Below are 21,060 nucleotides of genomic sequence, written 5' to 3' on the forward strand. Positions count from 1 at the left end.
GTTCTGCGATTTCTATTTTCGATCGATAAGCGCAGCAAGGCCACAGCTGCGCGCCACGGCGCGCCGCGCCCAGCGCCGCGCATGGAAACGCCCGCTAAGTGAATTACTTAAGTGTTTCTATGAATTTCTGCTTTTTGTCTGGCCGCGAGCGAATTTCGATGTCTGTGGCTATTATGCCACAGTTCGTCAATGCTCCCGCGCCAGCGCGTCCAGCGCCAGCCCGAGGCCGCGAAACGAGACGGGCGGCGCCGCATCCTGTCCGGCCGAGCCCTTCGAGGCGATGCGTCCCATCCCGTCATAGGTCCGCCAGCGGGCGAGAATCGGCTCCCCGAGAGAAACGCTGGCGACACATCCCGACGCGGGGCAGCGGCGCCAGACGAGATCGAGCGGCTGCGGATCGGCGTCGCTCAGCGTCATGCGGGGCGCCGCGTGAAAGGCGACATCGACCGGCACGACGATCGTCATGGAGAGCCCTTGCGCGCCATCCGGCTTGCCGAAGGCGCACGCGCGCTCGGCCGTTCCGGCGCATGAGCGACGGAAATCTGCAGAAACAGGACGAGAGCCGATGCGATAGGGCGAGCCATGACGAGCCTCGACGCGCGAAGACGATCTTGGTAGCCCAGGCGCGGCTGTGGCTCGAGTTGGGGGAGGGGCCGCTGGCGCAATCGCCCCGTTTCTGGTCTGCGTGATGGAACTCGGGAGAGAGGCCGAGCTTGTGGGCTTTTGCGCCGGCGTCGCGAATGCGCGCCGACGCCGGGGCAAGATATCAATCGAAAATTTGGCGGCGCGATAAACATCGCTCGGCGCCGAGGCGAGAGCCGCGGCCTCACAGCTACATTTTCCCCATGCCCATTCCGAAGCCCATGAGGCCGGTCATCGTCTCGTCGAAGATTTTCTTCTGCTCCGGCGTCAGAGCCGCCGCCAGCGGCTCCGCCGCCGATCTGACCGCGCGAACGGATTCGAGATGGATCGTCATATTGCGCTCCATATGCGCGAGCTGCTCGAGCAGCCCATGCGACGCGGCCTTCTCACCCTCCGCCGGTCGAGCGCGCTCTTCTTTCGAGGCAGCGCAAAACTCCGCGACCTTGCGCCCCGAGACACGGATCGCCTCCGCAAAGGCGTTCCATTGCGGCGTCTGCGCATCGGTCGGCTTGAGCTCCGCTTTCAGATAGGCGAGACGGCCATCCACATGTTCGGCCGTGCGGCACATCATCGGAACCATCGGGCCCTTGCCCTGCCCGTGAGCCGCCATGCCATGACTGTCGCCTTCCGTCGCCTCTCGGCTCATTCCTCCCTGGCCCATGGCGCCATGATCCATGCCGCCATGATCCATGCCTCCGTGGCCCATTCCGCTGTGGTCCATCCCATGGCTCATCCCGCCATGATCCATTCCCGATGGCGCGGGGCTCGCGGGAGGAGGCGAAGCCTGTTGCGCCGAGCTCGCGCCTGTCGGAGCGAAAGTCAGAACGCCGATGGCGGCGGCGACGATCCATGTGCGTTTTGCTTTCGGCATATCGATCCTCCCTGTGACATTCTAGAAATTCTTCGTTCGCGTTCCCGCGAGATCGTCGCGACCCGAAATCATAGCGACCGTGGCGGGCGTCGAGTCATCTATGCGACCGTGGCGGGCGTCGAGTCATCTATGTCGCCGACGTGGCTGATCAATTGCGGCAAAGCGCCCCAAAAGTCGTGAAGGGGGCGGCCGAGGCGCGCGCCTATCGGGTCGCAGAGCTCGTCGATGACGCCTCTCGCCGGCGCGTGGACGTCGGTCTTCAGCAGTTGCGCGACCAGCTCTTCGGGAAAAAGGGCCAGCGGAATTTTTCTTGGAGCATTCCTCGCGAGTCCGCTCGACCCGACGGGCGCTCGGGAACTCTCTGGGTCCTTGCGAAGCTTGACCAATGACGAGGGGAGGGCTTACAAATCAGGCATGATGAACTGGGGCGCACAGCGAAAACCATCGGCGAGCGCCATTATCGGCGCCTTGATCTGTTTCGTCGCATTGCAGAGCAGTTTCGCCTTTGCGCGAAATGTGGAAGCGCTCGGTTCTCATGCCTCCGCCGCTTTCGAGGCCGGAAATTATGAGATCTGCAGGCTCGCGCCCGCGTCGGATCCAGACGCGCCGAGCCAGGAACGCCATACGGCCGATCAATGCTGCTTTCTCTGCGCGTCCGGCAGTCGTGACGATCAGCCTACTCTGCTTTTCTTCTTCGCCATTGTCGCCGATTTTCTCGCCCCTCTGACCTCGACCGAGGTCGCCGATAGGCGCGTCGACACTGTCGACCGACCCCTTACGACCTGGACGAGCTCTCATTCTTCCCGCGCTCCGCCGCGTCTGTCCTGAGCGCTTCTCCCGCTCTGGAGCGGGAAAATCGTTCGGGGCGGGTCCCGCTCGTGCGGCCTCTCGCTTCGCCGCCATCGCGAGTTCGAGGCTCCAGCGGAAGCCACATCATGTTCAGAACCAATGGCCGTTCGATCGGCGACCTCTTCGAGCGCAACAAGCGCGATCTTCTCGACTGTCTGACGCGTCGTGTCGGCTACGAGGACGCTTTCGATCTTCTACAAGAGACCTTTGTGCGGATGCTGCGGCGTCGGGAGGTCGGCCCGATCGCCGACGAGGACGCCTATCTACGAACGACGGCGATCAATCTCGCGCGCGACTTCTCCCGTCATTCCCGGAGCGTGGCCAAGCACGTCGCGCCAGGCGACATCCCGGCCGAGATCGCCGAGACCGGGCTCGATCCGTCACAAGTCTGCGAGGCGAAGGAAAGCGCCCGCTTGCTGTATGCCGCAATGAAAGGACTCCCACCCAAGTGTCGGGAAGTCTTCATCTTACGTCGCTTCCATGATCTTTCGCCGGACGAAATAGCGCAACGGCTGGGCATTTCCCGAAACATGGTCCTCAAGCATCTGCGGCTGGCGCTGGAGAGGTGCCATGCGGCGCTCGACTAAATTTTTGTCTCGAGACGCTCACCTTATATCGCTGTCCGCATCCGTCCTGCTAAAGTAGTGGATCAATGGCGACGATAACGCCCTATAAGAGGCAGATTGGCGCGGAGATGGAGGAGGATGACGCTCCCCGTGATCGGGCGAACCGTCGGAGAGCGGCCATCGAATGGTGGACGCGCCTCGACAGTCGCGCTCCGACTCCGCAGGAGCGCGAGGCGTTCGTCATTTGGCTGACGGATGATCCAGCCAACCGCGAGGCGTTCGAGAAGGTTTGCCGCATCTGGGGCGATCTCGAGGACCTGCGGCCGCTGATAGACGCCTTCGAAGTGCCGCCGCCGCGCCGAACGCGGCGCGTTCGCGTCGCCGCCGTCCTCTCGGGGCTCGCCATAACGCTGTTGTCCTATGTCTTTTTCGACGACGCCTGGATCATGTTGCGAGCGCAGACCCGCACCGGCGTCGCGGAGACGCGGACCATTCGGCTCGTCGACGGATCGCGGATCGAGCTCGGCCCTCGCTCGGCCATCTCGCTCGATTTCGACGAAGGCAAGCGCAATGTGACCCTCCTGAAGGGCGAGGCTTGGTTCGACGTCGCGCCGGACGCCGGCAGGCCCTTTTCCGTTCTTGTCGCCCGCGGCTCGGTGACGGCTCTCGGCACGAGCTTCGACATCTCGACCACGGGGGAGCGAACGGAGATCACTGTCGCGCAGCATCGCGTGCGCGTCATGACGGGCGGCCCGGCGATCATCGTCGATGAAGGCGAGCAGAGCGCTTTCGGGCCGGGCGTCGCCGCGGTCGATCCATACCGGGTGCAAGTCGACCATGTCGCCGCATGGCGTCGCGGCAAGCTGATTTTCGACGACAAGCCGCTCGCCGAGGTCGTCTCCGTGCTCGGACATTATCTGAGCGGATATATTCTCATTCTCGATCCGTCGATCCGAGAAAGGCGCGTGAGCGGCGTGTTCGACGCGGCGGATCCGATCGCCGCCATCTCCGCGATCGAGAAGGCTCTCGGCCTTCGCGCTCTCGATCTCGGCTATCTCGTCGTGCTCACGGGATAAGAGAGGATTTTTTTTGCTCGTCGACCTCCCCGCGGGAGGGGTCGGTTCGTCCTTGTCTGAGTGGGAGGCGTGGCGCCTGCCGCCAGGCGACGGGACAGGACCAAAACGAGATGTCGGATCGGATTCCTCACGGCAGCAAGTCAGCGAAGGGTGGGATGATGGGGGCGACGGCCATCCTGACCGCGATGGGCGCTCTCGCATTCGGATCGAACGCGGATCGCGCCGAAGCGCATGCGCAGATGCCGCAGAAGGAAATCGCCGAGATTATCCGAAGCTACGATATTCCGGCCGGCCCCATCTCGACTGCGCTCAACAGCGTCGCTGACGCGAGCGGCGTGCGCATCGTCTATGACTCGCGCCTGACCCGCTCGCATCGGACGAGAGGCGTCTCTGGATCGCATAGTCTCGCGGCGGCGCTAGCGGAAGTCCTGTCGGGAACGGGGCTGAGCTACGAGCTGTCTCCGAACGGCAAGTCGGTGCTGATCGTCCTGGCTCAAGCCGGCGACACTCGCACCGATGCGAGCGCTGCCGGCGCCACGCCTCTGCCGACGATCGATATCGGCTCCGAGCCCAATCGTCCGACAAGCCGCCCCGGCTCTGGCGCGGGCAGCCAAGGGCCGGGAGATCGGCACACCGGCTACAACGCCAGCCGCGCGCCCTCGACGCTGAAGACCGACACGCCGCTGCTGAAGACGCCGATCGCGGTCGAGGTGGTGACGCGCCAGACGATGGACGATCAGCAGGCGATCTCCGTTGGGGATGCGCTGCTATCCAACGTCAGCGGCGTGACGCCGGCGACGAACGTCTTCGATCTGTTCAAGGTTCGCGGTTTCTTCAATACCGTTGGCAACGTCTACAAGAACGGCCTCATGGAATACAGGCTCCGCAATCTCGACACGACCAATCTGCAGTCGATCGAGGTGCTGAAAGGCCCGGCGGCCATGCTATTCGGCCGTGGCGAACCCGGCGGAGTCGTCAATATGGTGGTCAAGCGGCCGCTGGAGACGCCCTACTACTCGTTGCAGCAGCAAGTAAAGTCCTTCAGTGGAACGCGCACGACGCTGGACGCCACCGGACCGCTGACCGAAGACAAATCGATCCTCTATCGCTTCAACGGCGAATTCTACAGCACCGATTCCTATCGCAATTTCGTCCGCGACAGGAATGTCTTCATCGCGCCGACGATCTCGATTCATCCGGTCGAACAGTTTCGGATGAACATCGATTTCGAATATCAGAACAAGACCTGGGTCGACGATTATCCCGTTCTGCCGGCTGTCGGGGGACGCCCCGCCAATATTCCAGTCAGCCGCTATCTCAGCGCTCCGACCGTGATGACGACGATGCCCGATCATTTCGACAGGAAGCGCATCGCCTATGATTGGACCTACGACTTCCTTCCCAACTGGAGCCTGACAAATCGACTGAGCTACTATAATGTCGGCACGAGAAACGAGAATGTGACCGGAACGAGTTTCAATGCGGTGACGGGCGTATTGAACCGCGCATTGAATTATTTTCCCGGCTATACGGATAGGAGCTTCGCGACCAATCTCGACCTGAAGGGAAAATTTACAACCGGCCCTCTCGAACATTCTATATTGCTAGGCTACGATTATTTCGCCACTTTCCTGCCGACCTACACCTATTATTTCTACAACCCGACGAGCGCGATCAACATCTACGCTCCTGGTTATTCGCGGCTGGAAAACCCCTATCGAAATCCTGTTTACGGCGTGGCGGGCCAAAAGTGGACCGGCGTCTATGGTCAGGACATGATCTCGTTCCTGGACGATTCCGTCCATGTGCTGCTCGGCGGGCGCTATGATTGGACTGACTATGGCTCCAACAGAATCTCTTCCTCCGCTTATTTGGCCAGCACCTCCTACGTGAGTGTCCATGCCGAAGCTTTCAGTCCTCGCGTCGGCGTCGTCTATCAGCCCCTGTCCTGGTTGTCGCTCTATGGAAATTTCACCCAGTCCTTCGGAGCGAACAATGGCACGACCACGGCGCTCATGCCGCTCGCGCCGCAGAAGGGCGAGCAATTCGAAGGCGGCGTGAAGGCGGAGCTGCTCGACAAGCGCCTCACGCTGACCATGGCCTATTTCGATATTTTCAAGACCAATATTCCCTATACGGATCCGACCAATTCGAATAACACGCTGCTGATCGGCAAGGCGCGCAGCCAGGGATTCGAGTTCGATCTGACGGGCCGCATCGATGACAATTGGAGCGTCATCGCCAATTACACACATGACGATGTGCGCACGATGCAGGGGGCGAGTTCCTATAATCCGTTGACGCTCATCACGACGCAGCTCGCGATCTCGGGCTCGAAATTGGCTGCGAGCCCTCGGAACTACGGAAATCTCTGGGTGAAATACGACGCCGATGGGGATCTGCTCGGGCTGAGCCTCGGCGCCGGGGTATCCGTCTACGAGAGCTCCTTCGGCGACACCGCCAATACCTTCGTTCTGCCGAGCTATGCGCTGCTCAATAGCATGATCGCCTACAGCACGAAGGTCGCGGGATACACCGTCACCGGCCAGCTCAACGTCAAGAACATAACGGACGTGACCTATTATCCGACCTCGACCGATCGCTACACGATCCAGACCGGAACGCCGCGCACTTTCCTCGGCTCTCTGCGCGTGGAGTTCTAAGTCCGTTTGCGAATTCGGCGGCCGACTGAAACGAGGGTGCGATCCATCTGGTAGGAGCGACGAATGATGCGGGAACAAAAGTCGAAGCTCGCGGCGCTGCTGATCGCAGCTCTCACAGTCGGAACCTGTCACGGCGCCGCAGCGCGGGACCAGGCGGTGACGCTCCGCTTCGCGCTGACGGCGGATGGCAAGGATGTCGGTTGCGCTGCGCCTCTGTCCAATCTCGGTAGCGGGCGCCTCGAGACGAAGCTGCACGACGCCCGCTTCTATATTCACGACGTGAAGCTCATCGACGCGAAGGGCGTGCGCACGCCCGTCGCTCTCGTGCAGAACGACTGGCAATATGCCGGCGTCGCTCTGCTCGACTTCAAGGACGCGCGCGGCGGCAACACGCCTTGCACCGACACCAATCCCGCAAAGAACACGACGGTCGGCGGAACCGCGCCAGCTGGCGCCTATGTAGGACTCGAGTTCTCGATCGGCGTGCCGGTCCAGGGCATGGCGGACAACAAGATCGTCTCGCTCAATCATTCGAGCACGGAAACCGCGGCCCCGCCGCTCGACATCGCCGCCATGGCGTGGAACTGGCAGGCCGGCCGCAAATTTCTTCTCGTGGAAGTCATTCCGCCCGCGCCGTACATCACCAAGTCCGACGGCTCGAAGACGCGGATATGGATGACGCATATCGGCTCGTCGGGCTGCAAGGGCAATCCGGCGACGGGCGAGATCGTCTCCTGCGCGCGCGAGAATCGCTTCACCGTCACCTTCGACCGATTCGATCCCAAGACCCAACGCGTCGAGTTCGATCTGACGCGCCTGTTCGAGAACACCGATCTTCTTGTCGACAAAGGTGGCGCGATCGGCTGCATGACCGCGCTGGACGATCCAGAATGCCCGGCGATCTTCTCGGCGCTCGGTCTCAATCTCGCGGAAAGCGCTCCAGGCGCTGGCGACGCCGGCAAGCAGACGAAACCCGGCGTCTCGCCGGTCTTCAAGGTCGGAGCCGCCAAGCCGCCGAAGATCGTGGGCGGCAAGCAATGAAACGCGCGCCGCTTCGCTCGCGTTCGTAGCCGATATCGCCGCGGCGGCGAGCGCGCCGCAACGGTGTGGCGCGCTCGCCCTGCATGCATGACGGGACGACCGCGACTCTCGAAGAGCTCATCGATAATCACGCGCGACGCTGCCGCTGGATCGATCTCTCGGCGCGCGTCTCCGGGCCATTGGAGGCCCGCGCCACAAACGTGTATTGGCGCAATCTATACTACGTACGCAATGTATATATTTTTTACACTCAGCTATTTTCGGCCAACGGCGAGAAAAATATGCGGTTTTGTATTGCAATTGGAGAATTTTCAGCCATTATATATTTGTCGCATGGCTGAACGCCGCAGATGCGATGCTTTGTCTATTCTGTATAATACAGACAGACCGGCTCAACTCGGCGTTTTTCAGGAGGAAGCAATGGCTATCAAGATCGCCAAGAAGGAAGTTCTCCCGGTCGTCGGTCGTCTGGGCGCGATGTGCAGCTCGTGCCCGATGTGCGGCCCGCTCTGCCCCTGATCGGCAGGCCGCCCCCGTCGCATTCGCCGGGGGCGGCGTCTCGAGACCTGCGGTCGTTTTCTTGGAGGCCTGTTTCGATATGCAGATCGGCTTCAATTTCACGCTCAACGCGACGCTCGACATGGTCCAGCGGATGATCAAGACGCGCCAGATCGACTATTGTGAGCTATTGATCGACAATTTTCTCCATGTCCCCCCAAAAGAGCTGGAGACGACTCTCGATTGCCCGATCGCATTTCATATCATGTTCTCGAAATTTCTCGAGAGTGACGACGAGGTCCTCGGCAAGCTGGCGAAGCGGATACGGATTCTCATCGACGCATTGAACCCGATCTATGTGTCGGACCATTTGCTGCGTTTTACGCACGAAGGCAGATGCTTCTACAATTTGGGCGAAATAGATTACGAGACGCAATTCGACGCCGTTCGACAGCGCGTCGAGAAGTGGCAGGATTTGCTCGGACGTCGCCTCTATCTCGAAAATTTTCCATCGATCATGGAGGGCGGGTGGGATGCGCCGGCCTTTTATCGGCGCCTATCCAAGGAGACCGGCGCGGGCGTTCTCTTCGACGCGTCGAACGCCGTCTGCGCGAAGCACAATTGCGGCGCGCCGCTCGATCTCTGGAACGACATCATCGAGACGACGCAACATTTTCATGTCGCGGGCTATGCGCAGTCATTCAGCGCGCCTCACGTCATCGTCGACGCGCATGATCGAGAGATGGCGCCGGACACGATCGAATTCCTGTCCTCGATGCGCTCGTCGTTCGACAAGCCCGGCGCGACCATCACCTACGAGCGCGACATCAACATCGACTATGATTCGATTGCAGTCGATCTGCAGCGTCTGCGCGAAATATTCCCCCGCACTCAGGAGCTCGAGCATGCCGATCTTGTCGCCTGCGCCAGCTAGAATCGACGCCGATCTCTACGCCGATCTCATCGACCCTGCGCGGCTCGCGACCTATCCGCGCGAGTCCCGCTCCTATATCCGCATCGACATAAGCCTTCGCGCCTATTGGCACACGCTGTTCGACACCTGCCCATTGCTGCTCGATCTGTCCGGCCCGGACGGAGCCTCGATCTTCCATCCTTTCATGGCCTGGGCCAAGCAGGAGAAGCTGTCCTTCGATTGGACCTATTTTCTCTGGGTCTATCAATGGCTGGCGCAGTCGGAGTTTCGGGACCGGCTGAGCGAGGAGCTATTATTGTCGATGATGACGGCCTCCGCCGCTCGCTGGCTCGGCTATGATCGCAATGTCGACGACCTCGGCGTCGTGATCGGCACGCCTCTGATCGATTCAGTCGTGGTCGGCTGGAAGATGGACAGCGTCTATTGCGGCCTGAACCAGGTGGAGCGCCTCGAATTCGAGGAGCCGCTTCCGGCGCCGGACGGCCTGTTCGGCTATTTCTTCACGCCAAGTCTCAGACTCGGTCATTTTCCCGGCTGGCGGCCGATACCGCGATGATCGAAAGCGGCTTCTGGCGCGGATATTGGCCGTTGCTCGTCAGCATCGGCTCCACGCAGCTCGTGCTGCAGGTGGATATCATCACGCTGGGGTGGCTGGGGGGCGACGCGCAGAGCGCCTATGTTCTTCTCACGCGTCTGGCGCTGCTCGATCTCGTGCTGATGACAGCCATGGGAACGGTCGCCTCGACCATCGTCGCGCAAAGGCGACGCGCAGCCGACGGGGCGACAGCGATCGGCGGCGCGCTGTTTCTCGCGGCGATCGGCGGCCTGTTCTGCGGGCTTCTCGGCTTCATCTTCTATCCCAGATTGGCTGCGTTGGCGGCGGGCGAGGGGGAAGTCGCGGCGCAGATCGAGACGGCTATCTACCTATACACGGTCGCCACGCCCCTGCGCTTCTCCGTCACCGCCGCCATTCTCATTCTCCATGCGCTGGACGAAGGCGTTTCCATCATTCGCTGGAAATTGATCGAAGGCGCATTGAAGATCGGAGGCAATCTCCTCTTCGTCGGGGTTCTGGGCTCAGGGCTTCAGGGCTGCTTCGCGAGCGGGCTCGTCGTTGCGATCGTCTCGTCCATATGGTGTTGGCGCATCCTCTCTTCGCGTTACGGAACACCATTCCAAATTCCGAGCTGTTCCTTGGCGAGGGATTTCTTGCGTTCGACAGCCTGGGAGTCGCAGCGCACTGTCGCGGTGCATTTCGCGGTAACTGTCGGCGTCATGCTTTTCGCGGCCCCCTGGCTCGGACATTACGACATTTCTCGACTGAGCGCCTATGCCGCCGGACAGACGCTGATGCTCCTCGTCTTCGCGCCATTGCTGGCGCTCACGCGCTTTCTCTCTTTCCGACTGGCGCGCGTCGGGGACGACGTCATCGCGCCGCTCGTCCGCGCGCTTTGGCTTCGCGGCGCGCCCATCTCTTTCTTCGCTGCGCTCGTGCTGTTCACGAGCCGCGATCTGCTCGGCGATCTGTACGGTCAGCAGGGGCCTTGGTGGTCGTCCCTGATCGTGGCGCTCGCCATCTCACTACCGCTTCGACACGCGGCCAATACGACGAGGGCCGCGCTGCTGTCGCGCGGAGCTTTCGCCGAGGTCGCAAAAGCGGACAGCGTCGCGCTCTGGGCCTGCGCCGTGCCTCTTTTGGCGTTGGGACTCGCGGCCGATTCGCCGCCTCTGACCTATACGTCGCTGATCGTCCCCGAGGCTATCTGCGCGCTGTGGCTCTGGCGACGTCTCGCACTGCCCAGGAACAGCATGCACGCGAACGCGGCCCTCTGAAAAGCCGTTATCCGCAAAGGGCTCCGAGAGAAGACGCGACGCGAGAGAGCGGGAGGTTGCAGGACCATGCCATCCGAACATGCGCCAGTTTTGATCGTTGGCGGCGGATATGCGGGGCTGACGGCCGCGCTGATGCTTTCCATCCGCGGCGTTCCGTGCCGGCTCGTCGAGCGCCGCGCCGCGCTCTCCGATCATCCCAGAGCGCACGGGTTCAATCTTCGCAGCCTCGAGCTGCTGCGGCAGGTTCCTGGCCTCGAAAACGACCTGCGCCTCGCCACACGTGCTGCGCCCGGCGATACGACGATCATGGTCGCTGAGACGGTCACCAGCTCGCCCATAAAGATAATGGCGACGCCGGGCGGATTCGATCCGCGTCCGCTCTCGCCGGCGATGCTGTGCAGCGCCGGCCAGGATCGCGTCGAGCCGGTGCTGCTTCGACATGCGCGAGCGCATGGCGCCGACATTCGCTTTTCGACAGAGCTCATCCATGTCTCGCAAAACGCGGACAGTGTCCGCGCCTGTCTGCGCGACACGGAGAGTGGAGAGGAGACGATCGTCCATGCCGACTATCTCGTCGCCGCCGATGGAAGCGGCAGCGCTATCCGCAGAACGCTCGGCGTCGACATGATCGGACTCGACGGCGTGTCTCATGCAGTATCCATTCTCTTCCAAGCCGATCTGTCGATCGCGATGGGGAAGCGCGGCTTCCTTCTCTGCTACCTGCGTCATCGCGACTTCACGGGAGCCTTCGTCAGCTGCGACGATCCCGACCGTGGGCAGCTCAATGTCGAATATGATGCGGCTCGTGAAACCGTGTCGGACTTCGACGCCGAGCGATGTGAGAAGCTCGTGCGCGCGGCGCTCGGTCAACCCGATCTCGACGTCCAAATTCTGAACGTCCTTCCCTGGCGGATGTCGGCGTTGCTCGCCGAACGAATGAGCCTCGGCCGTGTGTTTCTCGCCGGCGACGCGGCCCATATAATGCCGCCGGTCGGAGGCCTCGCCGGTCAAACCGCGATCCAGGATGCGGCCGATCTCGCCTGGAAGCTCGCCATGGTGATCAAGGGCGAGGCCGGCGCGGCTTTGCTGGACAGCTATGACGCCGAGCGCCGCCCGGTCGCGCAGCTCTCGATCGCGCGTGCGACCGAGAATTATGTGGAGCGGCTACGTCAGGATCGCTCCGATCTCTCCGACGCCTTTGGTCGAGTCAACTATCTCGACGCCGCGATGAGCTATCGCTATCGATCGCCGGCAATTTCCTTGGACGAGCCGGACGATGGACTGCCGGCGGACGATACGCTGCATCCCAGCGGAAAGCCCGGGTCCCGACTCGCGCATGTTCCGCTCGTCAGAAACGGCGTCGAGATTTCGACGCATGATCTCGTGGGACAAGGATTTGTGCTGCTCGCCGGTCCCGCCGGATCCGCATGGATCGAGGCCGCGCGAGCGCTCTCTGGCGACGAAGACGCGCCGTTGAGAGCCTTTCTGATCGGCGTGGATGTCGATGATCCGACCGGCGCATTTCTCTCGCGAACCGGGCTCGGACCGAGTGGAGCGCTGCTCGTGCGCCCCGACGGCTTCATCGCATCGCGATCAGTCGACGGGAGCGCGGATTCCGAAGCAATTCTGAGGCGCTCCCTCGATCGCGCGCGCTGTCTCGATCGGCGTGAAATCCCCCCTTCGCCGCCCGCATACGCGTCGATGGCCAAAGTCGTGCTGTGAGGAGCCATGTCAGCCCCAAAAAGTCGGTTTCCGAAAATCATCCCGGCTCGCGGAGCGTTCCGCGGCGTCGTGCTGGGTCTCGCCGCGACATACGCCGCGCTCGCGCTCGAACCGGCAGTGAGCTGCCCGGCTCCGTCCAATGGAGATGGGGCCGGCTGTCACGACAAAATGACAGAGACGACGCGAGGAAACGCCGAGGCCGGCTCGAACATTCTGCAGCTCCTGGTGAGCTGGCAGGCCTGCTTCACGAAAGAAGCCGTGACGGATCAGAATTTCCAGGCGATCGTCGAGGCGTGTGATCGCGCCGCGACCTCATCCAATTTGAGCCGCAAGGAGCGAGAAAGGCTTACCTATCGGCGCGCGAAAATCCTTCAGACGGCAGGAAAAGTCGGCCCGGAGGCACGATGAGCGTTCCTTTGTCGAGAGCGCTCGTCGACCGCGCCGGAGGGGGCGTCGCCGAACGGCGCGCGCTTATTTCGGCAGGTCCCAATCGCGCGGCCGAGCACTCGGATCAGGGCGGCGCCATGGCGAGATCGACGTCGACACGGGCGCTCTCGTCGTTCTCCCTGCCGGCCGGACGAGCGCCACAGCAGCACGATCGGGTTCCGCGATGGGCGCCACGCCCCCTACGCCGCTCCTCAAAACCCATCGCCACCAGCGCTGGCCACAGGCGCGATCGATGTCAGCGCGGCGAGGGCTATGGCGACGACGAGCAGCAGCGTCGCCGCCAGCGGCAGGCGGGAGGTGGCGATCTCGTCCACGGAGTCGGCGCGCTTATAGCCCGTGACCATGGCGCGCACGAGATTCTCGCGCTTCACCAGCACATAGGAGATCACCGCCGCGATATGAATGAAAACGGCCGCCGCCAGCACATAGAATCCCTTCCTGTGCAGCGAGGTGAGCAGCAGGCTCGTCTCCTTGCTCACCGCGCCGGCGAAGGGGCCGACGTTGAAAATCTCGTCATTGGCGAAAAGGCCCATGGTCGCCTGCGCCAATAGGCCGAGCAGCAGCGCGACGACCATCAGCGCGCCGAGCGGATTATGCCCGGCGTAGAGCGGCGCGCGGCCGCGCAGCAGGCCTCGCCCATAGAGCCACGCCTCCCGCGGATGCCGCAGGAAGCTGGCGAAGCGCGCGTGCTTGGCGCCGAAGAGGCCCCAGAGCACGCGAAACGCGACGAGCGTGAGAACGGCGTAGCCGAAGCGCACATGCCAATCGAACCAGGCGACGCCGAGCCTGTTGGTCACATAGGCGCCGACGAAAGAGACGACGAGCGACCAGTGGAACAGCCGCACCGGCAAGTCCCACACCAGACGCTCTTCTTTCGATTGCGCGTCCGCCGCCTTTGTTTCGGGCGGCCTGTCGATCACCGTCATCTTACGTCTCGTCGCGCTCGTTGGGCCTGGCTATTTCGCCTTGTAGGAGTCGTGGCAGCCCTTGCAATCCTGGCCGAGATTGGCGACCGCGGTCTTGAAGGCTTCCGTCGCGCCCTTCTCCTTGCCGATCGCATCGGCGAAGACATGGGCGTCCTCCTTGAACTTGGCGAGCTTCTTGTCGAATTCCGCCTTCTCTTTCCAGATTTCGGCTTTCGCCTTGCTGTCCGGCTCGCCGACATTGGAGACATCGGGGAAGGATTCGTCGAGCAGGCCGGCGATATAGGCGATGCGCTCGGATCGCTTCTTGGCCTCCGCCTCGTCATAGGGGGCGTTGCCTCTGGCGACGGCGCCGAACCAGCGGAAGAAATTGCCGATCAGCACGAATTCCGCCTTGCGATTCTCCACCGCGATTTTCGCCGGCGTGGGGCCGGGCGCCTGCGCGGAGGCGGAATTCAGAGCGACGCAACCGGCGATGAGCGCGCCGCCGAGGAGAGCGAGCGAGCGCTTCGAATACAGACTCATGATCGTCCCTTTATATTCCGAGGTTGAATGCTCAAATCTTGCCGGATTTATGGCTCTCTTGCCATTGCCGCACGAATTGGAGCGTCTCCGAGACATGCTTGATCGGGTCCGAGCTGACAAAGGTCAAGCCGATTTTGCCGTCCGGCGTCACGACATAGGAGATGCGGTCGGAAACCGTGTCGCCATTCTGCGTCGGGCGGTCGCGCTTTGCGTCATAGGCGTTGATGACGGTAAAATTCGCGTCCGCCGCGACGGGAAACTTGTCGCGGCATTCCTTGGTCGAGAAATCGCGCTGCGTCTCGATCGTGTCGGCGGAGACGCCGATCAGCGAGGCTCCGGCGGCGGCGAAATTGTCGTAATTCTCGGCGAACTCATGCGCCTCGATCGTGCAACCGCGCGTGAAGGATTTGGGATAGAAGTAGAGGACCACGGGGCCTTTCTTCAGCGCCTCGGCGAGAGAGAACACGAAGTCCTTGCCGCCAATGGCGGCTTGGGCGCTGAAATCAGGCGCCGCGACGCCCGTCTTCAATGCGGCGGAGGCCGGGATGGTCGCGAGAGCGACCGAGAGAATCGTGAAAATCGCGAGCTTACGCATATTTCGGCCTCACTTGGCGGCGGTGGCGGGCGCAGCGGCGGCCGGCGCGGCGGGAGCCGGCGGCGTGATCTTGGCCAGCGTTCCGCCTTCGTCCTGATAATCGAGCACGCCGATCGCGCCGACGACATGATAGCCGAGTCCGGCGAGAATATCGCCGACGGCGCCGGCGCGATGCGCACGATTGGAAACAGTGACGATCAGACGATCGCGCGGAATAAAGGAGAGGGATTTCTGAACCTCCTTGGTCTGGATGCTCAGATACACCGGGAAGCCGCCATTCTTGGTCAGCTCGTCGGGCCGACGAATGTCGAGGACGAGAAGATCCTCCGGCTTCGCCAGCAGAGCGTCGAAGGCGGCGCGATTGAGGCGCAGCGTCTTATAGGTATAGGCCGGATCATTCTGCGGCGTAACGGGCGCCGCAGCGGGAACGGCGGGCGCCGCGGCCTGCTGCGCGCCGGCGTCGGTCGTCGGAAGCGCGGTCGAGGCGACGCCGAGCGCCAGGCCGAGGACGAGCGTCGAGGCTCTCATTGCTGTGTCCTTTTCTCTCTCAGGCGCGCAGACGCGCATTGAAGAAATCGACGGTGCGTTTCCAGGCGAGCTCGGCGGCCGCGGCGTCATAGCGCGGCGTCGTGTCATTATTGAAACCATGCTGCACGCCCGGATAGACGAAAGCCTGATAATCGACATGCGCAGCTTTCAGCGCCGTCTCATAAGCCGGCCAGCCGGCGTTGATGCGATCGTCGACGCCCGCATATTGGATGAGCAGCGGCGATTTGATCTTGGCGACCTCCTCGGCCGGCGGCTGCGCGCCGTAGAAGGGAACGCCGGCGGAAAGATCGGGCAGCTTGGTGGCGAGGAAATTGACGACGCCGCCGCCATAGCAGAAGCCGACCGCGCCCACCTTGCCATTGCCGATCGGGCAGGTCTTCAGCGCGCCATAGGCGGCGATGAAGTCGTTGCGCGTCTTGGCCTGATCGAGCTTGGTGAAAAGGTCGCGCGCCTTGTCCTCATCGCCCGGATAGCCGCCGAGCGGCGCCAGAGCGTCCGGCGCGAAGACGATGAAATCCGCGAGCGCGAGACGGCGGGCGATGTCCTCTATATGCGGATTGAGGCCGCGATTCTCATGGATGACGAGCACGGCCGGCAATTTGCCGCTCGCGTTGGCGGGCTGGACGAAATAGCCCTTCACCACGCCATTGCCCTCCGGCGAAGGAACCTCGATCGTCTTGCCGATGATGCGAGGATCGTCCTTCTTCACCACCTCCGCCTCGGCGAAGCGCGGCAGCAGCTCCTCGAGAAAGGCGGTCGCGGCGGCGGCGCCGATGGCGATCTTCTTGGCGCTCTCGACGAAGCCGCGACGATCGATGTCGCCATGCACGAAGAGATCGAAGAGCTTCAATATTCCGGGCGGGAACTCGTTTGCGATCTTACGCGTCATGGGTCTGTTCCTCGGGTCTCTCAACGAGCGAGTCGGGGCTTGTAGATTTCGTGGCAGGTTTTGCAGACTTGCGTCGCCTCACGCGCGGAGGCGGCGGCGGCGTCGAACTCGCCTTTGTCGACCTTGGCGACGACATCGGCGATGAGACGCGAGCCGTCGCGGGAGATCGCCACGGCGTCATCCTTGCCGCGCTTGGCGAAATAGTCCTCCGTATAACGGAAACCGTCGAGCAGAATTTCCGCATCCTCTTTCGCGGCCTGCGAATTTTGCGCGGTGATGTCCGGCTCGAAATATTTGATCGTCTTTTCGAGATCGCGCATCAGATCGTCGTCGTAATCGCGCAGGTCCAGCGCGGCCAGCGCCGGCGTGGCGATCAGCATCGCGCAGAAGGCGAGACGCACGTGGGAATTTCGATAAGCTGAGATGCGGCTCATGGCGCTTTCTTGAGATCCTGCGTCGAGATGTCTGCTGTGCCGAGGGCGCGCCGGGGGGCGTTCTCGCGGCGCGCGCCGCCGCGCCGCGAGCAAGATCGGCGTGTCGCGCCGGAGCCGCGAGGGCTCCGGCCGAGTCTGATCGTCACGCGAGAATGTCGTTCACGACCTTGCCGTAGACGACTGTCGGGCGCTCGGCGCGGCCGGCGCGCAAATAGATCGTCTTGAGGTGATCGAGACCCAGGAGCTGCAGCACGGTCGCGTGCAGATCATAGGTGTCGACCGGATTCTCGACGGTCTTGAGGCCGAGCTCGTCGGTGCGGCCATAGGTGAGGCCGTGCTTGACGCCGCCGCCGGCCAGCCACTGGGTGTAGCCCCAGGGATTGTGGTCGCGACCGTCGCCGCTCTGGCCGTAGGGCGTGCGGCCGAACTCCGAGGTCCACACGATGAGCGTGTCGTCGAGCAGGCCGCGCGACTGCAGATCGGCGAGCAGGCCGGCGACCGGCTTGTCGATGGCGCGCGCATGGGCGCTGTGATTGCGCTCGAGCTGGCGATGCGCGTCCCAGCTGGCGTCGTCGCCCTGGCCGAGGCCGGAGATGGGGCCGGACACCACATGCACGAAGCGCACATTGCGCTCGACGAGGCGGCGGGCGCGCAGCAGCACAGTGCCCATGTCGCGCGTCGCCTCGTCGTCGAGGCCGTAGAGCGCCTTGGTCGCCTCGGTCTCCTTGGAGAGATCGACGGCCTCCGGCGCCGTCGCCTCCATGCGATAGGCGAGATCATAGGAATTGGTGCGCGCGGCGAGCTCGCTGTCCTGCGGACGCGCAGCGGAACCGATATCGTTGAGCCGATGCAGCAGGTCGAGGCTCTCGCGCTGCTGCTGCAGGCCGATCAGCTCCGGCGGCGCCTGATGGAGGATCGGCTGCGCGCCCGGGCGGAAGGCCGTGCCCTGATAGACCGCCGGCAGGAATCCCGAGCTCCAATTGACCGAGCCCGCGCGCGGCTCGCGCTGGCCGCCATAGAGCACGACATAAGGAGGCAGATCGGGATTGGCGGAGCCGAGCGCATAGGCGACCCAGGCGCCGAGCGACGGACGGCCGGGCGAAAGATCGCCGGTATTGAGCTTCAGGATCGAGATGTCATGCGTGGCGCCGACGGTGACGCTGGATTTGACGAAGGTCAGTCTGTCCGCCTGCTGCGCGAGATTGGGCAGCAGGTCGGAGAACCAGGCGCCGCTCTGGCCATATTGCTTCCAGCTGCGCTTGTTGGAGACGAAGAGCTTGCCGACGCCGCCCTGAGTCGATGTCTTGATGCCCTCGAGGAAGGAGGCCGGAATGTCCTGGCCGGCGAGGCGCTCGAGCTCGGGCTTGTAGTCGAAGAGATCGAGCGTGCTGGGCGCGCCGTCCAAATGCAGCCAGATGACCGATTTCACCTTGGCGGGAAAATGCGGCTGCTTGGCCGCCAGCGGATCGACGAAGCTCGCGGCGTTGGCCTGCGGAACGCCGAGCCAGCCGCCGCCGGGCATCATGCCGCCGACGGCGAAACCACCCACTCCATAGGCTGCGCTACGCAGCCATTCGCGACGCGATGTCTTGATGAGCATTGGTCTGCTCCCCTCGGTTCAGATTGCTGTGGTGTCTGTTAGAAGCGGTAGACGAAGTCGTTGCTGTTCACGACCGTATGCACGAGATCGACGAAGGCCGAGGCGCGCAGCGGATCGACGAAATGCGCTTTCGTCGTCACCGGCACAGCGATCGAGAGCTTGCCGTTCTCGGCCTTCTCGGCGATCGTCTTTTGATGCTGGTCGAGGAAGGCGTGCAGCGCCTTCACCTCCGGCTCGCTCGGCTTGCGGCCGAACAGCACGAGATAGAGACGATCGAGCTGCGCGGCTTCATTGTCGCCCGCCTCCTCGATCACGCGGCCGGCGAGCGCCTGCGACCATTGGAAAACGAGCTCGCTGTTGTAGAGCGTCAGCGCCTGCAGCGGCGTCGTCGTCACATCGCGCTTGCTGTGAATCTGCTGCGCGTTCGCCATGTCGAACGTCTCCAGCAGCGGATAGGGAAGGCTGCGCCGCGTGAAGATGTAGAGGCTGCGCCGCGTGTAATCCTGCGGGTCCTTCGAGGTCGTCCAGGAGGGATCCGTGTTGTTGAAATTGCCGCCGCCGATCAGATTGGCGGGAATGGGCGGGAACACGCTCGGACCGCCGATACGCTCATTGAGCTTGCCGGACGCCACGAGGATCGAGTCGCGAATTTCCTCCGCCTCGAGACGCTTGCGCGGGAAGACGGCCAGCAGTCTGTTCTCGGGATCGGCCTTGGCGACGTCCTCACGATACTCGGAGGACTGGCGATAGGTCGCCGAGAGCAGGATAGAGCGATGCAGCCTCTTCACGCTCCAGCCGTCCTTCACGAAGGTGAAGGCGAGATGGTCGAGCAGCTCCTGATTGGTCGGCTTGTCGCCGGCCTTGCCGAAGTCGCTGACCGTGCCGACAATGCCCTTGCCGAAATACTGGTTCCAAACCCGATTGACGAAAACGCGCGCGGTGAGCGGATTCCTCTCGCTGACCAGCCAATCGGCGAGCGCCGTGCGGCGGCCGGAGGAAGTGGCCGTCGGCTTGATGTCGGGCGTCTCGGTCGTCATGCCCTCGGGGAAGGCGGGCTTCACCTCGTCCAGCGGCTTCTCGTGATTGCCGACGAAGAGAATATGCGTGGGCGGCGCGTCGGCGTGGCCGAGCTCGGTGGCGGCGGTGAAGCTCAGCGAGCCTTTGTTGGAGCGCAGATTCTGGAACTTGCGCAGCTCCTGCGTCAGCTTCTGATATTCATCGGCCTTCTTGACGATCTCCTCGCTATGCTCCGGCGCGCTCTTGTCGTCGGCGGCGTAGCGCAGGAAGCCGGCGAGCGCAGCGTCGTTCGTCACCGAATCGAGACGGTGATTGACCCAGCGGTCGAGCGCGTTCCACTGGTCCTTCGGCTTGAAGATCGATTCGCGGCTGTCCGTCAGATAGCGCTCCTTGTGATATTTGAGCGCCGCCTCGCGGACAGAGTCGATGATCTCCTTCTGCCGCGCGCGAATGGCCTTGGTCGCCTCATTATAGACAGCCTGCTCCTTCTGGAACTCGGCCTCCACCTCGCCCTTCTTGGCGGGGACCTTCTCGTCGAAGGCGGTGTTGGCGAAGAAAGCCTGCAGCGAGAAATAGTCCTTCTGCGTGAGCTTGTCGGTCTTGTGATTGTGGCAGCGCGCGCAGCCGACCGTCGTGCCGAGAATCGCCTGGCCGATCGTGTCGACCATGTCCGTCGTGATCTGATATTTGCGCTGCACCAGATCGCGCGAATTGCTGTTGTCGGGGTATCCGGCGAGGAAGCCGGTCGCGACCAGCGCCTCCTGATCGCCCGGCGCGATCTCGTCGGCGGCGATCTGCTCGCGGATGAATTGCGCGTAGGATTTGTCCTCGTTGAACGCCTTGATCACATAATCGCGATACCGGAACATGTTCGGCCGCGTATTGTCGTTCTGGAAGCCGGTGCTGTCCGCATAGCGCGCGAGATCCAGCCACAAGCGCGCCTGACGCTCGCCATAGCGCGGCGAGGCGAGCAGACGATCGATGAGCTTCTCATAGGCGTCCGCGCTCTGGTCGTTCTCGAAGGCGGCGACCTCCTCGGGAGTGGGGATGAGGCCCCAGGCGTCCAATGTTGCGCGGCGAATGAAGGTGGCGCGGTCGGCGTCGGGCGAAGGCGTCAGACCGTGCGCCTCGATCTTGGAGAGCACGAAAGCGTCGAAGGACGAATGCGACCAATCCTTCTTCTGCACATTTGGCGCGAAGGGCTGGTAGACCGGCTGCCACGCCCAATGCGGCTTGCTCACGCGCGTCGATTCGGAAGCGGCGCCCGCCGGCGCCTTGTGCTCTTCGGCGATCGCGAGGGCCGCCGCAGAAGCGCTCAGCATCATTGCAATCACGGATCGTTTCAAGGTCTTCGTCATGTGCCAGCAACCTCGTTTTTCTCTATTG

21 protein-coding genes are annotated in these 21,060 nt (G+C 62.8%); 10 read left to right on the plus strand and 11 right to left on the minus strand.

The genetic code is table 11. The annotated features are described in order from the left end of the window. Positions 1-186: 186 nt before the first annotated feature. From GYH34_RS22150 to GYH34_RS02090, 3 genes are all read right to left on the minus strand, one after another. Positions 187-762: an invasion associated locus B family protein gene (locus GYH34_RS22150; protein WP_256367033.1), complete on the minus strand. Its 576-nt coding sequence runs from the start codon at positions 760-762 to the stop codon at positions 187-189. Positions 763-832: 70 nt separating this feature from the next. Further along, a complete protein-coding gene (locus GYH34_RS02085; RefSeq protein WP_161912149.1) occupies positions 833-1,513 on the minus strand; it encodes a Spy/CpxP family protein refolding chaperone in 681 nt (226 codons plus the stop codon). Positions 1,514-1,921: 408 nt separating this feature from the next. Next, positions 1,922-2,311, minus strand: a complete 390-nt coding sequence (locus GYH34_RS02090; protein WP_161912150.1) for a hypothetical protein — start codon at positions 2,309-2,311, stop codon at positions 1,922-1,924. Positions 2,312-2,448: 137 nt separating this feature from the next. Here GYH34_RS02090 and GYH34_RS02095 point away from each other — a divergent pair, with 137 nt between their 5' ends. The 10 genes from GYH34_RS02095 (at position 2,449) to GYH34_RS02140 (ending at position 13,103) form a co-directional block, all read left to right on the plus strand. Continuing rightward, complete coding sequence (locus GYH34_RS02095) at positions 2,449-2,949, plus strand: sigma-70 family RNA polymerase sigma factor (protein WP_161912151.1); 501 nt, start codon at positions 2,449-2,451, stop codon at positions 2,947-2,949. A 65-nt stretch (positions 2,950-3,014) separates the two neighbouring features. Next, entirely contained in the window at positions 3,015-4,004 is a 990-nt protein-coding gene (locus GYH34_RS02100) for a FecR family protein (protein WP_244635228.1), read from the plus strand. Between the two features lie 158 nt (positions 4,005-4,162). After that, the gene (locus tag GYH34_RS02105; RefSeq protein WP_161914846.1) at positions 4,163-6,667 is read left to right on the plus strand and encodes a TonB-dependent receptor; all 2,505 of its coding nucleotides are present in this window, start codon (positions 4,163-4,165) and stop codon (positions 6,665-6,667) included. 63 nt (positions 6,668-6,730) lie between these two features. Next, positions 6,731-7,708, plus strand: a complete 978-nt coding sequence (locus GYH34_RS02110; RefSeq protein WP_161912152.1) for an MbnP family copper-binding protein — start codon at positions 6,731-6,733, stop codon at positions 7,706-7,708. Positions 7,709-8,128: 420 nt separating this feature from the next. Then, a complete protein-coding gene (gene mbnA / locus GYH34_RS22220; RefSeq protein ID WP_161912153.1) occupies positions 8,129-8,227 on the plus strand; it encodes a methanobactin in 99 nt (32 codons plus the stop codon). Between the two features lie 79 nt (positions 8,228-8,306). Next, on the plus strand, positions 8,307-9,140 hold the full coding sequence (gene mbnB / locus GYH34_RS02120) for a methanobactin biosynthesis protein MbnB (protein WP_161912154.1): 834 nt from the start codon (positions 8,307-8,309) through the stop codon (positions 9,138-9,140). Then, positions 9,112-9,696 (plus strand): methanobactin biosynthesis protein MbnC, encoded by a 585-nt coding sequence (gene mbnC / locus GYH34_RS02125; protein WP_161912155.1) that lies wholly within the window; start codon positions 9,112-9,114, stop codon positions 9,694-9,696. Before mbnB ends, mbnC begins: the two co-directional genes overlap by 29 nt. Further along, positions 9,693-10,973 (plus strand): multi antimicrobial extrusion protein MatE, encoded by a 1,281-nt coding sequence (gene mbnM, locus GYH34_RS02130; protein ID WP_161912156.1) that lies wholly within the window; start codon positions 9,693-9,695, stop codon positions 10,971-10,973. The genes mbnC and mbnM overlap by 4 nt, the downstream gene beginning before the upstream one ends. A 66-nt stretch (positions 10,974-11,039) precedes the next feature. Then, the gene (gene mbnF, locus GYH34_RS02135; protein WP_161912157.1) at positions 11,040-12,695 is read left to right on the plus strand and encodes a methanobactin biosynthesis FAD monooxygenase MbnF; all 1,656 of its coding nucleotides are present in this window, start codon (positions 11,040-11,042) and stop codon (positions 12,693-12,695) included. A gap of 168 nt (positions 12,696-12,863) precedes the next feature. After that, the gene (locus tag GYH34_RS02140) at positions 12,864-13,103 is read left to right on the plus strand and encodes a hypothetical protein (protein WP_161912158.1); all 240 of its coding nucleotides are present in this window, start codon (positions 12,864-12,866) and stop codon (positions 13,101-13,103) included. Positions 13,104-13,333: 230 nt separating this feature from the next. Here GYH34_RS02140 and GYH34_RS02145 read toward each other — a convergent pair whose 3' ends face one another. The 8 genes from GYH34_RS02145 to GYH34_RS02180 form a co-directional block, all read right to left on the minus strand. Continuing rightward, entirely contained in the window at positions 13,334-14,068 is a 735-nt protein-coding gene (locus GYH34_RS02145; protein ID WP_161912159.1) for a cytochrome b/b6 domain-containing protein, read from the minus strand. Between the two features lie 30 nt (positions 14,069-14,098). Further along, positions 14,099-14,590, minus strand: coding sequence for a cytochrome c (locus GYH34_RS02150; protein ID WP_018267506.1), 492 nt, complete (start codon positions 14,588-14,590; stop codon positions 14,099-14,101). Positions 14,591-14,621: 31 nt separating this feature from the next. Further along, positions 14,622-15,185 (minus strand): peroxiredoxin, encoded by a 564-nt coding sequence (locus GYH34_RS02155; RefSeq protein WP_161912160.1) that lies wholly within the window; start codon positions 15,183-15,185, stop codon positions 14,622-14,624. Positions 15,186-15,194: 9 nt separating this feature from the next. Beyond that, positions 15,195-15,713, minus strand: coding sequence for a rhodanese-like domain-containing protein (locus GYH34_RS02160; RefSeq protein ID WP_244635230.1), 519 nt, complete (start codon positions 15,711-15,713; stop codon positions 15,195-15,197). Between the two features lie 19 nt (positions 15,714-15,732). Next, positions 15,733-16,623 carry a dienelactone hydrolase family protein gene (locus GYH34_RS02165; protein ID WP_161912162.1) on the minus strand — a complete coding sequence of 297 codons (891 nt, stop codon included), beginning with the start codon at positions 16,621-16,623 and terminating at the stop codon, positions 15,733-15,735. Positions 16,624-16,643: 20 nt separating this feature from the next. Next, complete coding sequence (locus tag GYH34_RS02170) at positions 16,644-17,024, minus strand: hypothetical protein (protein WP_244635231.1); 381 nt, start codon at positions 17,022-17,024, stop codon at positions 16,644-16,646. 175 nt (positions 17,025-17,199) lie between these two features. Further along, on the minus strand, positions 17,200-18,657 hold the full coding sequence (locus GYH34_RS02175; RefSeq protein WP_161912164.1) for a DUF1501 domain-containing protein: 1,458 nt from the start codon (positions 18,655-18,657) through the stop codon (positions 17,200-17,202). A 38-nt stretch (positions 18,658-18,695) separates the two neighbouring features. Further along, the gene (locus GYH34_RS02180) at positions 18,696-21,032 is read right to left on the minus strand and encodes a DUF1549 and DUF1553 domain-containing protein (protein WP_161912165.1); all 2,337 of its coding nucleotides are present in this window, start codon (positions 21,030-21,032) and stop codon (positions 18,696-18,698) included. Between the last annotated feature and the right edge of the window lie 28 nt (positions 21,033-21,060).

Source organism: Methylosinus sp. C49, assembly GCF_009936375.1.
Taxonomy (GTDB): domain Bacteria; phylum Pseudomonadota; class Alphaproteobacteria; order Rhizobiales; family Beijerinckiaceae; genus Methylosinus.